Origin of the sequence: Stenotrophomonas capsici (assembly GCF_034961085.1) — a bacterium.
Taxonomy (GTDB): Bacteria; Pseudomonadota; Gammaproteobacteria; order Xanthomonadales; family Xanthomonadaceae; genus Stenotrophomonas; species Stenotrophomonas capsici.
In genome coordinates this window covers 1-11,380 of record NZ_JAYFUH010000105.1, presented here as the reverse complement: position 1 = coordinate 11,380, position 11,380 = coordinate 1, and the positions used below count along the sequence as shown (strand labels likewise).

The 11,380-nt window shown below is 69.0% G+C and carries 14 protein-coding genes; 11 read left to right on the top strand and 3 right to left on the bottom strand.

Annotated features, from left to right (window positions below):
* Nucleotides 1–16: 16 nt before the first annotated feature.
* Nucleotides 17–559, bottom strand: a complete 543-nt coding sequence (locus VA603_RS09105) for a P-loop NTPase family protein (protein WP_323438601.1) — start codon at nucleotides 557–559, stop codon at nucleotides 17–19.
* 79 nt (nucleotides 560–638) lie between these two features.
* Between VA603_RS09105 and VA603_RS09100 the strand changes: the two genes are divergently transcribed.
* The 3 genes from VA603_RS09100 to VA603_RS09090 all read left to right on the top strand — a co-directional run bounded on the left by VA603_RS09100 (nucleotide 639) and on the right by VA603_RS09090 (nucleotide 2,095).
* A complete protein-coding gene (locus VA603_RS09100) occupies nucleotides 639–1,640 on the top strand; it encodes a hypothetical protein (protein WP_323438600.1) in 1,002 nt (333 codons plus the stop codon).
* 88 nt (nucleotides 1,641–1,728) lie between these two features.
* Nucleotides 1,729–1,854, top strand: coding sequence for a hypothetical protein (locus VA603_RS09095; RefSeq protein ID WP_279432511.1), 126 nt, complete (start codon nucleotides 1,729–1,731; stop codon nucleotides 1,852–1,854).
* A 52-nt stretch (nucleotides 1,855–1,906) separates the two neighbouring features.
* Nucleotides 1,907–2,095: a TetR family transcriptional regulator gene (locus tag VA603_RS09090; protein WP_207911778.1), complete on the top strand. Its 189-nt coding sequence runs from the start codon at nucleotides 1,907–1,909 to the stop codon at nucleotides 2,093–2,095.
* 15 nt (nucleotides 2,096–2,110) lie between these two features.
* Here VA603_RS09090 and VA603_RS09085 read toward each other — a convergent pair whose 3' ends face one another.
* Nucleotides 2,111–2,548, bottom strand: coding sequence for a winged helix-turn-helix transcriptional regulator (locus VA603_RS09085; protein WP_323438599.1), 438 nt, complete (start codon nucleotides 2,546–2,548; stop codon nucleotides 2,111–2,113).
* A gap of 101 nt (nucleotides 2,549–2,649) precedes the next feature.
* Here VA603_RS09085 and VA603_RS09080 point away from each other — a divergent pair, with 101 nt between their 5' ends.
* The 3 genes from VA603_RS09080 (at nucleotide 2,650) to VA603_RS09070 (ending at nucleotide 5,313) form a co-directional block, all read left to right on the top strand.
* Nucleotides 2,650–3,885 carry an MFS transporter gene (locus VA603_RS09080; RefSeq protein WP_323438598.1) on the top strand — a complete coding sequence of 412 codons (1,236 nt, stop codon included), beginning with the start codon at nucleotides 2,650–2,652 and terminating at the stop codon, nucleotides 3,883–3,885.
* A 106-nt stretch (nucleotides 3,886–3,991) separates the two neighbouring features.
* Nucleotides 3,992–4,651 carry a glutathione S-transferase family protein gene (locus VA603_RS09075; RefSeq protein ID WP_323438597.1) on the top strand — a complete coding sequence of 220 codons (660 nt, stop codon included), beginning with the start codon at nucleotides 3,992–3,994 and terminating at the stop codon, nucleotides 4,649–4,651.
* 146 nt (nucleotides 4,652–4,797) lie between these two features.
* Nucleotides 4,798–5,313, top strand: coding sequence for a hypothetical protein (locus VA603_RS09070; protein WP_313253062.1), 516 nt, complete (start codon nucleotides 4,798–4,800; stop codon nucleotides 5,311–5,313).
* Between the two features lie 107 nt (nucleotides 5,314–5,420).
* On the opposite strand, the gene VA603_RS09065 is transcribed toward VA603_RS09070, so the two are convergent.
* Nucleotides 5,421–6,386, bottom strand: coding sequence for an HPP family protein (locus VA603_RS09065; RefSeq protein WP_323438596.1), 966 nt, complete (start codon nucleotides 6,384–6,386; stop codon nucleotides 5,421–5,423).
* Between the two features lie 197 nt (nucleotides 6,387–6,583).
* On the opposite strand from VA603_RS09065, the gene VA603_RS09060 reads away from it, so the two are divergent.
* The 5 genes from VA603_RS09060 to VA603_RS09040 all read left to right on the top strand — a co-directional run.
* Entirely contained in the window at nucleotides 6,584–7,384 is an 801-nt protein-coding gene (locus VA603_RS09060) for a hypothetical protein (RefSeq protein ID WP_323438595.1), read from the top strand.
* Nucleotides 7,385–7,499: 115 nt separating this feature from the next.
* On the top strand, nucleotides 7,500–8,195 hold the full coding sequence (locus VA603_RS09055; RefSeq protein WP_323438594.1) for a TorF family putative porin: 696 nt from the start codon (nucleotides 7,500–7,502) through the stop codon (nucleotides 8,193–8,195).
* Nucleotides 8,196–8,495: 300 nt separating this feature from the next.
* Complete coding sequence (locus VA603_RS09050; protein WP_323438593.1) at nucleotides 8,496–9,392, top strand: LysR family transcriptional regulator; 897 nt, start codon at nucleotides 8,496–8,498, stop codon at nucleotides 9,390–9,392.
* Between the two features lie 236 nt (nucleotides 9,393–9,628).
* Nucleotides 9,629–10,675 (top strand): NAD(P)-dependent alcohol dehydrogenase, encoded by a 1,047-nt coding sequence (locus tag VA603_RS09045; RefSeq protein ID WP_323438592.1) that lies wholly within the window; start codon nucleotides 9,629–9,631, stop codon nucleotides 10,673–10,675.
* Between the two features lie 16 nt (nucleotides 10,676–10,691).
* Nucleotides 10,692–11,380: aldo/keto reductase (locus VA603_RS09040; protein WP_323438591.1), on the top strand; the 689-nt coding region annotated here is incomplete at its 3' end.

Sequence of the window (11,380 nt, the reverse complement as noted above, 5' to 3'; positions counted from 1 at the left end):
GCGCAAGGCACGGCCGTCAGGGTGCCGGTTCGCGGGCCAGCCCCTCGGTTTCATAGAAGCGCTGCAGTTGCCGCGTGTTGGCCAGTTTCAGCTTGGGCAGGGCGATGCCTTCGAACAACTGGTCGTAGCGGCGCCGGTGGGGCGGGGTGACGACGGCGATGTGGTGCAGCATCGCCCACTTCACCGTGTCCTGGTTGCCGGCCAGCGCACCATGGCGGTTGCGTTCGAACCAGCTGCGGCGGAAGTAGCGCAGCAGGCTGGTGCGGGTGGGCAGGTCGAGCAGGATGAACCCGGTGGCGCGCGCCAGCCGCGCCGGCAGGCAACGGCTGTAGTTGCCGTCCATGACCCAGCGCTCCTGTGCGATGGCGTCGGCATGCAGCTGCAGGAAGTCGGCCTCCGGCCGCGGCTGCCAGTCGGTGTGTGGCAGGTGGAAGAGCTGGTCCAGGTGGACCGCCTGCAGCTGCCGGTGGCGCGCGATGGCCACGGCCAGCGTGGACTTGCCGCTGTTGGAAGGGCCCAGGACGCAGATGCGCGGGCCGAGGTCGGCGAGCGTGGTCATGGGCCGATTATGCCGGCAGTGCCCGGACACGCGGGCGACGGCCGCCGCTTATCATCGGGCGTGGACAGGGAGGATGGCTGTGATTGGACGACTGAAGCGCTTGTTCGCCAGGCCCGAGGCCGCGCGGCCCACCGCACGGATGGCGCGCGTGCCGGTACACATGCACTGGTTCGACGGGACCACGCTGCCAATCCCGGACTGGCAGCGCGTGCAGCAGGAAGTGGCGCAGGACATCGACGATGCCGACGCCCATGTGTTCTGGACGTCCGCCGCACATGCCTGGCTGCAGGCGCTCAACGCAGCGCTTGGCGAGCACTACCGCATCCATGAGTCGCAGGACTTCCTGCTGCTGTCGAACCTGCAGGCGCGGCCGGCCCAGGTGTTCCTGGCGACCTGCCAACGCATGCTGGCACGGATCAACCGCAGCCTGGGCGCGCTTGCGGTGGAGGGCGGCCACGGCAAGTACGTGGTGATGGTGTTCGATGACCCGGACGACTATTACGCCTACATCGGCCACTACTACCCCGACGAGGGCGAGTACGCGATGTCCTCGGGCATGTTCATCCAGGCCGGCTACGGCCACTTCGTGATGCCGCTGGAGAACATCGATGCGATGGAGCCGGTGATCGCGCACGAGCTGACCCATTGCCTGCTGCAGCACCTGCCGATTCCCGCCTGGTTGAACGAAGGGCTGGCGGTGAACACCGAGTACACACTGTTCCCGCACCTGGCCGCGCCGGGTGCGCAGATGTACTTCCCGCACGAGATTGCCGCCCAGCACGCGGCGTACTGGGACGCGGTGAGCATCCAGACGTTCTGGTCCGGCAAGTCGTTCCTCGCCGCCGACGAGGGCAACCGCCTGTCCTACGACCTGGCGCGGAAAATCACCGCGCTGGCGGCCAACGACGAACCGGCATTCCGCGCGTTCGTGGCGGCGGCGCAGCGGGACGATGCCGGCTTGGCGGCCGAAGCCCGGCTGGGCTATCCGGTCGGCAACCTGGTCCAGGCGGTGCTGGGGGAGGGCGACTGGGAGCCACGACCGGACGCCTGGCGGGAAGGCACCGAGCGCGGTCAGTTCTGAGAGCCCCCCGCGGCAGTAGCTCCTGCCGCACATGCCTTCAATGCAACGCGTTTTGTATATTCCCGGGGTCTCTTCCGGAGCTGGCGCCATGTCTTCCTTCCTGCAGCTGTTGTTCGGCGGCAACATGATCAGCGGCACGCTCAAGGCGGCGGCCTGGATCATGGTGTTCTGCGTGGCTGGCGGCCTGCTGGTGCAGTCGGTGCTCAACGGCTGAGCAGTGGCGCGCCAGCCTGTGCGAGCGCCGATCACCGCACCGCGAGCTGCCGTTGAATACCCCGACCAAACGCACCGCCCGCCACCGGGCCGCCGGGCGGCCGCCCGGCACCGACAACTCCCGCGAGCGGCTGCTCGAACTGGCGCGCGATGCTTTCGCCAGCCGGGGCTACGAGGCCACCAGCCTGCGCACGATCGCCGAGACGGCCGGACCCGTGCTGGACCAGTACCTGGCCCGCTGAGTCGGCACGCGGCCTTCAGCCGATCTTCTTCACCCGCGTGCCGGACGCCGGCAGTGCGTTGCCGTCAGCAGCCCGCGGTGCCATGTAGGGCACCGGCTTGCCGGTGTGGTTGTCGAGCAGCTGCGAATGACGCTCGCCCCGCATGAACAGGTGGCGCTCGCCCCATTGGCGCAGGGCGACCACCACCGGGAACAGCTGCTCGCCCTTCGCGGTAAGGACGTATTCCTGGTACGCGCTGCCATCGGAGGCGGCCCGGGTGGCCAGGATGCCGGCCTCAACCAGCTTGCGCAGCCGGTCACTGAGGATGTTGCGGGCCACGCCGAGGCTGCGCTGGAAGTCGCCGAAGCGGCGCATGCCGTCGAAGGCATCGCGCACGATCAGCAGCGACCAGCGGTCGCCGATGAGGTCGACGCTGCGTGCGACCGGGCAGGGCTGGGGCGTTGGGGTGCTCATCGATGGATTCCACGGGGACCGGACGGGATTGTAGTTGCATTTCGAAACCACGGTGGCTAGCATCCACCTGGTTGCAATATGCAACTGGATGGATGCGGTGCATGCCTGCCCTGCCAACCCCCTGCCCGGACGGGTGCCGTTCGCCCGCCGCCGTGATGTCGCCGGCCCTGGTTGGGCTGCTGGCGGTCGCCAGTGGCATGAGCGTGGCCAACGTCTATTACGCGCAGCCGTTGCTGGATGCACTGGCGGCCACGTTCTCGATCTCCCATGCGGCCGTGGGCGGGGTGGTCACCGCGACGCAGCTGGGCTGCGCGCTGGCGCTGGTGGTACTGGTGCCGCTCGGTGACCGCATGGAGCGGCGCCGCCTGATGCTGGTGCAGGCCGCACTGCTGGTGATGGCGCTGGGCTGGGTGGCGTTGGCCCGCGGCCCGGCCGCCCTGCTGTCGGGCATGCTGGCGGTGGGCATGCTGGGCACGGCGATGACGCAGGGGCTGATCGCCTATGCCGCCAGTGCGGCGACGCCCGGCGAGCAGGGGCGGGTGGTCGGGGCGGCGCAGGGCGGTGTGTTCGTGGGCCTGCTGCTGGCACGGGTGTTCGCCGGGGCGGTCAGCGATGCCTGGGGCTGGCGCGGGGTTTATGCCAGCGCGGCGGCCCTGATGCTGGTGATGGCATTGCTGCTGTACCGGCGGTTGCCGGGACAAGCGCCCGCCGCGCAGGGAATGGCGTACGCGCGCCTGCTGGGCTCGATGGGGCAGCGGCTGCGGCGTGACCGCACCCTGCAGGTGCGCGGTGTGCTGGCGCTGCTGATGTTTGCCGCGTTCAACGTGTTCTGGACGGCGCTGGTGCTGCCCTTGAGTGCAGCCCCTTACGGGTACTCGCATACGCAGATCGGTGCGTTCGGGCTGGTGGGCGCGGTGGGCGCGCTGGCCGCCGCGCGCGCGGGCCGTTGGGCCGACCGCGGCCGGGCACAGGCCACCACGGCGCTGGCGTTGCTGCTGCTCGTGCTGGCGTGGTGGCCGTTGTCGTGGATGCCGGCCTCGCTGTGGGCGCTGGTGGCCGGCATCGTGTTGCTGGACATGGGCGGGCAGGCACTGCACGTGACCAACCAGAGCCTGATCCTGCGCGGGCAGGCACAGGCCGCCGCCCGCCTGGTGAGCCTGTACATGCTGTTCTACGCGGTGGGGAGCGGCCTGGGCGCCATCGCCACCACCGCCACCTACGCACGCTTTGGCTGGAACGGCGTCTGCACGCTGGGCGCGGCCATCAGCTGCGCCGCGTGGCTGTTCTGGTGGCTTACCCGCGACACACTCCCCGCATCCACGACCGAGGCATCCTGACGGATGCGCATGCGCCCCCGCGCGCGGATAGGCGCCTGGCCGGCACTTGTGCGGCGGTGCGTGCGGGCTTACAACGCGCAATCACTGGATGCCGGGAGATGGGCCGATGTCGCTGGTGCTCTATGGTCACCCGTTCTCCTCGTACACGCAGAAGGTGCTGATCGCGCTGTACGAGAACGCCACGCCGTTCACCTTCCGCAGCCTGGGCCCGGAGACGCCGGAGCACGTCAGCCAGTGGTTGCAGCACTGGCCGTTGGCCAAGTTCCCGTTGCTGCTCGATGGCGATCGTGACGTGGTGGAAACCAGCATCATCATCGAGTACCTGCAGCTGCGGCATGCCGGCGCGGTGCGGCTGATCCCGGACGATCCGATGCAGGCGCTGGCGGTGCGGTTCATGGACCGCTTCTTCGACCTGCACGTGATGAGCCCGGTACAGCAGGCGGTGGCCGGTGCACTGAGCGGTGACCCGGCGCGGCGCGCGCAGGCGCATGCCGATGCCGCGCAGAAGCTGGAACGGGCCTACGGCTGGGTCGAGGGCCGGCTGCAGGACGGCGCATGGGCCTGCGGCAGCGCGTTCAGCCTGGCCGACTGCGCCGCAGCGCCCGCGCTGTTCTACGCCGACTGGACCACGCGCATCGCCGACCGCTATCCCGCGTTGCAGGCCTACCGCGCCCGCCTGCTGGCGCGCCCCTCGTTCGCGCGTGCGGTGGAGGAAGCACGGATGTACCGGCACCTGTTCCCGTTGGGTGCGCCGGACCGCGACTGATCCGGCGACGGCGGTGGCTGCCGACGATGCGCGGTGTCACCCACGCCGGCGACACGCTGAAGGCGACACCGGCCGACCGGACGGGTGGTGTATCGGCCACGCATGCGGCAGGATCGGTCCCTGCAATCAATCGCAAGGAGCACCGCATGGCAATGACGATCCACCGATATGCACTTGGGCTGGTCTGCGTGATCGGCCTGGCCGCGTGCACGCAACCGGCAGCACCTGCCGCGCCGGCCACGCCTGAAGCACCTGCGCCGGCACCGGAAGCGCCGGAAGCCGGCACCGAGCCCGCGCCCAATGCAACGGTGGTCCATGAGGCGCCGGGCCAGGCGCCGCAGGGCCACGCCTGCATGATCGCCGGCGAGTTCAACGTGCTGGGGAAGACCATCCGCTCGCGCGACTGCGTGCAGACCACCGGTGCGTCCAGCGAAGCCGAACTCAAGCGCATGTGCGAGGGATTGGCGCAGACCTCGGCGCAGATGGGAGGCAAGGCTGGCCAGATCACCTACATGGACGCCTGCCCGTCGCCATCGCAGGGCAGCTGCAAGCAGCTGTTCGGCCACCCATTCGATGGCTACTACTACGAGCGCTCCGCCGAAGACCTGGCGGTGCTGCCGGACAGCTGCGCCCAGGGCGGCGGCCGGTGGTCCGGCGGTTGACGCCTGCCGGCAGGGACCAGACCGTGGTCACCTGCGGTGTTGAAACAGGGACGGCACGACGGGCGTGGCGTCCCGGCGGCACCGGTTGACCGGTTACGCGCGGGCGCTCAGTCTTCCCGCGTCTTGCTCCAGCGCCCGCCATCGTCGGGCGCCACCTCGAAGCGCGCCCATTGGCGCAGTTCCGCGGCACTGGCGTGGCCGATGCTGCCGATGCCGTCACCGGCCACCACCGCGTACACCAGCCGGTCGGAGGACGGGCCGTCCAGCGCCGGCGTCACCGCGATGCGGCGCACGCTCCAGGCGCGGCCCAGCCGGCCATTGCTGTAGTAGCGGCCCGGCGTGATCGTGGCCGGATGCAGGGTGTCGCGCTCGGCGTGCTGCTTGGCCAGCTCCAGCAGCTCGGTGAGGTTCTCGTCGGTGATGTCGACGAAGGAGTTGAGTTGGCCGATCGCTGCGTGGAAATCCTCCTGGGTCAGGTCCACCCGGCGCTGCAGCGGGACGACCGCCGCCGCGCGCGGTTGCCGGCGATGCAGGTGCACCGGGTAGCGCCGCCAGGCGAAGCAGGCATTGAACGCCACCGCGGCGAGCAGGATGGCCGCCACGTTGATCGCCACGGGCGTGAGCAGGTACTGGTAGCCCAGCGCGTGCACGTCGCTGCCACCGATCACCGCGGCCAACGCGGTGGCACCCCCGGGGGGATGGATGCAGCGCAGGTAATGCATCGCGCCGACCGCCAGGCCCACGGCCACCGCACCGGTCCATGCATGGTCCGGTGCCAGCATCTGGCAGGTGACGCCGATGAAGGCCGAGAACAGATGTCCGGCCAATACCGGCCACGGTTGCGACAGGGCACCGTGCGGGACTGCGAACACCAGCACCGCCGAGGCACCCATCGAGGCGAGCAGGATGGCACCGCCGGCATTGCCGCGGAAACCGTGCGGGAAGCACCAATGGGTGAGCTGGTAGACCGCCAGGATGCCGAGCAGTGCGCCCAGCGCGGAGATCCACTTCTCACCATGCCCGGTCTGGTTGCGCTCGATGCTCAACCAGCTGCGCAGGGAATGCAGGGGCACGGGGAGGGATTTCATCACGGCGGGGCGGGGGGCGGGCGCGCAATTCTGCACCGAAGCCGCCCCGCAGGGTGATGCCGAACCGGGCCGGATCGACATCGCGCTGATGTGGATGGGTTGTAGCGATATGCGTCCAGCGGATAAGCCGGCGCGTAGCGGCTACGATGGGGCATGGAAATGATGCTGGATCGTGGTGGGCGATGATTCCCGGACCCCTGATTTCGTGGCAGATGCTGCTGTTGATGTTCGTGCTGCCGACGCTGGGGGTCGGGTTGGCGGTGGCCTTGGCGGGTTATGCGGGGTGGTACTTCCTGGCCAGGAGGGGCAGCATCGCGGCGTTCTTCAGTTGGAAGGTGCGGCTGTGGAGCGTGCTGGCGGTGGTTCTGTGTGGCTGGGCGGTCGTCGTGGTGGTGAAGCTGCACCAGATCGACCGGCAGATCGCGCTCCAGGACGGGTACAAGCAGCGCCGCCGCAGCTTCCTGCTTGACCGGGACTTCCAGTACGGCGAGTTGCAGGTGCCACGCGGCACCCTGGTCAATCGCTATGACCCGTTCGACAACGGTGAGCCGCAACGGCCGGTGGAGCTGCGCGGGCTGGACCGGCTGCGCTTTCCGCACCCCGTGCAGGTGGCAGGCGTGTGGGCCACCCAACTGGAAACCTCGGCCACCCGCGTGACCCTGGCCGGTGACCAGCGCATCGGCCCGGTGTACCGCTTCGACGGCGACAGCGGTGATTACGTGCTTGACCCCGATGTCCCGCACCTGGACTGCAAGGCCGGTGACGATGCGTGGTTCAACGTGCCCTTGATCGATTACGACATCGTGGCCGAGTTCGCCGTCGGCGAGCCGGACGGCGCACAGGCGCGTTTCAAGCCCAGCCAGTGGCAGTTGCTGCGCTGTGGGCCGCCGGAGGATCCGATCCGGATGCTGCCGGCCTTCCAAGCACCGGGGCCGAGGGGCGCGCAGGACCCGGTGTTCCTTGAAGCGGGTGCGGCGCCCTGAGGTTTTATGCGGATTTGATGGCGGCGGACGGTCATCGCCATCGCGGGTTTACGCGAGGGAAAACCACACTTTCCGGGTCGCCGCGCAGGGTGCGCGGTCCTTCCCGGAAACCCCCATGAAACCTTCGACCCTCCTGCTGCCGATCCTCGTGGCAGCCACCTTCGGCTGCAACCCGGATGCCTTCGCTGCCACCATCAGCGGCAATGCGACGCTGACCAGCGATTACGTGTGGCGCGGTTCCTCCCAGACCCAGGGCGATGCGGCCGTACAGGCGGGCTTCCGTGTTGCCGCAGCGGAGGGGCTGTACGCCGCGGTGTCCGGCTCCAACGTCGAGTTTGCCCCACAGGTGCACGCCAGCAGCGAGCTGGATGTCAGCGTGGGCTGGGCGGGCGCACTGTCCCCGGAGTGGAGCATCGATGCCAACCTGCTGCATTACCGCTATCCGGCCACGACCGTCGACCTGAACTGGACCGAGCTCAACACGACGGTGACCTGGCGGCGCGACTACTGGCTCTCACTGGGCTGGTCATCGCAGGCGTTGGGGACCCGACAGGATGGCCTGTACAGCCAGCTGGGCGCGCGCTGGCCGGTGAACGAGCGGCTGCGCCTTGAAGCCATGGCCGGCTACTACGCGTTGCAGGACGCGCGCGGCGGTGGTTATGCGCATGGGCAGCTCAATGCGATCTGGAGCGTGGTGACGCCGCTGGAGGTGCGGCTGAGCGTGCATGGCACCGATCGCCATGCACGTGCGTTGTTCGGGGATGATCTCGCCGGCACGCGTTGGGAAATGGCGGTGCAGGGAGCATTCTGATCGAGGCGCGGTGGAGCGACCCCTCCCCAACCCTCCCCTTGCTGTGGCAAAGGGAGGGGGCGGTTGTGCATGGTCCGAACGCATACAGCACAGCCCCGCCGTTGCCCCCTCCCTTGCACCGCAGGTGCAGGGGAGGGCTGGGGAGGGGTGCTTCGCTGTTGCCCCCTCCCTTTGCGACAGCAAGGGGAGGGTTGGGGAGGGGTGCTTTGCTGTTGCTTCGCTTCTGCTCCCTGCCCGTGCTCCGCATTGCAGGCATCGCGCACCGCGCCCAAGATGGGGCACCACGTTTCCGGTGCCCCCATGTCCCGCGACAACCTCAACGACCTGCTGGCCTTCGTCACCATTGCCCGGGAAGGCAGCTTCACCCGTGCGGCCGCGCAGCTGGGGGTGTCGCAGTCCGCGCTCAGCCACACCATGCGCGAGCTGGAGGCACGGCTGGGCATTCGCCTGCTGACCCGCACCACCCGCAGCGTGTCGATGACCGAGGCCGGCGAGCATCTGTACGAATCGGTGGCACCGCGGCTGGAGGACATCCAGGCCGAGCTGGCGATGATGGGCCAGTTCCGCGATACGCCGGTCGGCACGGTGCGCATCAATACCACCGGCCATGCCGCCGACCTGTACGTCTGGCCGCGGTTGTCGTCGATGCTGCCGCAGTACCCGCAGCTGAAGGTGGAAGTGGCGGTGGACTATGGCCTCACCGACATCGTCGCGCAGCGCTTCGACATCGGCATCCGCCTCGGTGAACACCTGGCGCGCGACATGATCGCGGTGCCGGTCAGCCCGCCACAGCGCATCGCGGTGGTAGCCACGCCGGCGTACTTCGCCACGCATGGCATCCCGCGTACACCGCAGGAGCTGGTCACGCACAACTGCATCGGCATGCGCCTGCCCACCCATGGCGGCCTGCTGCCCTGGGAGTTCGACCGCGATGGCGTGCAGTACAAGTCACGCGTGGAAGGGCAGTGGATCTTCAACGGCAGTGCCCCGGCACTACGCGCGGCGCTGGCCGGCGTGGGCCTGGCCTACCTGCCCGAAGACCTGATGCACGAGCACCTGGCCGCCGGTCGCCTGCAACGGGTGCTGGAGGATTGGTGCGAGCCCTACGACGGCTACTATGCGTACTACCCCAGCCGCCGCCAGGCCTCGCGGGCCCTGCAGGTCGTGATCGAGGCCCTGCGCCACCCCGCCGGGTAGGCGCGCCGTGGCCGCGCAGTACGCTGCATCGCCAATCAACACGCCCGCAGACCGTCATCCCATCCGTGATCGCATGAACCCCGCCACGGGTCGTACCCCGGCTTCGCGGCCAAGGCCGCTCCTGCCGGGATTGATGAGCAGTGCTCATTACCGCATCCCGCCGTCGTGACTTAATCCGTCACGGTCGGCTGCCTAGACTGTCGGCCTTGCTTCGTTCCCCGCTACAGGATGCCCGCATGAAGACCTTCGGCTACGCCGCCTACGACACCACCTCGCCGTTGGCCCCCTACGCCTTCGAGCGCCGCACGCTGCGCGGCAATGACGTGGCGATGGAAATCATCTACTGCGGCGTTTGCCACTCGGACCTGCACACCGCGCGCAACGACTGGGGCTGGAGCTACTACCCGATCGTGCCGGGCCACGAGATCGTCGGCCGGGTGATCGAGGTCGGCCCCGATGTCAGCCGCTACAAGGTCGGCGACCACGTGGCGGTGGGCTGCATGGTCGACAGCTGCATGGAATGCGACCAGTGCCATCGTGGCGAGGAGCAGCTGTGCCGCCAGGGCATGGTGGGCACCTACGCCGGGGCCGACCGGATCAGCGGGGAACCAACCCAGGGCGGCTACGCCAAGCATCTGGTGGTGCGCGAGGAGTTCTGCCTGCGCATGCCCGACGGGCTGGACCTGTCGCGCGCCGCGCCGCTGCTGTGTGCCGGCATCACCACCTGGTCGCCGCTGCGCCACTGGAACATCGGTCCCGGCAGCCGCGTCGGCGTGATCGGCCTGGGTGGCCTGGGCCACATGGCGGTGAAGCTGGCCGTCGGTCTGGGCGCGGACGTCGCCGTGCTCAGCCGCAGCCCGGGCAAGCGTGCCGACGCGCTGGCGCTGGGCGCCGACCGCCTGCTGGTGTCCGAGGACGCCGAGGCCATGGCGCAGGCGGCGTCCGCGTTCGACCTGATCATCGATACCGTGCCGGTCAAGCATGCACTGGACCCGTACCTGCCGCTGCTGGACGTGGACGGCACGCTGGTGATCGTCGGCCAGATCGGGCCGATGGATGAAACCAGCACGGTGCCGCTGCTGCTGGGCCGACGTCGCATCGCCGGCTCGCCGATCGGTGGCATCCGCGAGACCCAGGAACTGCTGGATTTCTGCGCGAAGAAGAACATCCTGCCGGACTGCGAGATGATCCGCATGGACGAGATCAACCATGCCTTCGAGCGCATGGAGAAGTCCGACGTCCGCTACCGCTTCGTGATCGACATGGCCTCGCTGGCCGCCTGATCGCAGGGAGAACCGCATGCGCACGCGTGTACTTGGAAACAGCGGGCTGGAAGTCTCCGCGCTGGGCCTGGGCTGCATGGGGCTGACCCATGCCTACGGCCAGCCGGTGCGCACCGCCGACGGCATCGCGTTGCTGCGCGCGGCCTTCGAGCGTGGCGTGACCTTCTTCGATACCGCCGAGGTCTACGGCCCGTATACCAACGAGGACCTGCTCGGCCAGGCCCTGGCGCCGATCCGCGAACAGGTGGTGATCGCCACCAAGTTCGGCTTCCGCGATGCCGACGGCAACAAGGGCGTGGACAGCCGGCCGCAGACCATCCGTGCCGTGGCCGAGGCCTCGCTCAAGCGCCTGCGCACCGACCGCATCGACCTGTTCTACCAGCACCGCGTCGACCCGGCGGTGCCGATGGAGGACGTGGCCGGCACCGTGCGCGAGTTGATCGCCGAGGGCAAGGTGAAGCACTTCGGGCTGTCCGAAGCCGGCGCGGATTCGATCCGCCGCGCGCATGCGGTGCAACCGGTGGCCGCGCTGCAGAGCGAGTACTCGTTGTGGTGGCGCGAGCCGGAGCAGGAGATCCTGCCGCTGCTGGAGGAACTGGGCATCGGCTTCGTGCCGTTCAGCCCGCTGGGGCGGGGCTTTTTGACGGGCGCGATGGATGCGAGCACCCCCTTCGAGGCGAGCGACTTCCGCAGCCGCCTGCCACG

Excerpts from the sequence above, each read along its gene's own strand:
- VA603_RS09105 (WP_323438601.1), bottom strand. The coding sequence starts at position 559 with ATGACCACGCTCGCCGACCTCGGCCCGCGCATCTGCGTCCTGGGCCCT.
- VA603_RS09095 (WP_279432511.1), top strand. The coding sequence starts at position 1,729 with ATGTCTTCCTTCCTGCAGCTGTTGTTCGGCGGCAACATGATCAGCGGC.
- VA603_RS09085 (WP_323438599.1), bottom strand. The coding sequence starts at position 2,548 with ATGAGCACCCCAACGCCCCAGCCCTGCCCGGTCGCACGCAGCGTCGAC.
- VA603_RS09080 (WP_323438598.1), top strand. The coding sequence starts at position 2,650 with ATGCCTGCCCTGCCAACCCCCTGCCCGGACGGGTGCCGTTCGCCCGCC.
- VA603_RS09075 (WP_323438597.1), top strand. The coding sequence starts at position 3,992 with ATGTCGCTGGTGCTCTATGGTCACCCGTTCTCCTCGTACACGCAGAAG.
- VA603_RS09070 (WP_313253062.1), top strand. The coding sequence starts at position 4,798 with ATGGCAATGACGATCCACCGATATGCACTTGGGCTGGTCTGCGTGATC.
- VA603_RS09060 (WP_323438595.1), top strand. The coding sequence starts at position 6,584 with ATGATTCCCGGACCCCTGATTTCGTGGCAGATGCTGCTGTTGATGTTC.
- VA603_RS09055 (WP_323438594.1), top strand. The coding sequence starts at position 7,500 with ATGAAACCTTCGACCCTCCTGCTGCCGATCCTCGTGGCAGCCACCTTC.
- VA603_RS09050 (WP_323438593.1), top strand. The coding sequence starts at position 8,496 with ATGTCCCGCGACAACCTCAACGACCTGCTGGCCTTCGTCACCATTGCC.
- VA603_RS09045 (WP_323438592.1), top strand. The coding sequence starts at position 9,629 with ATGAAGACCTTCGGCTACGCCGCCTACGACACCACCTCGCCGTTGGCC.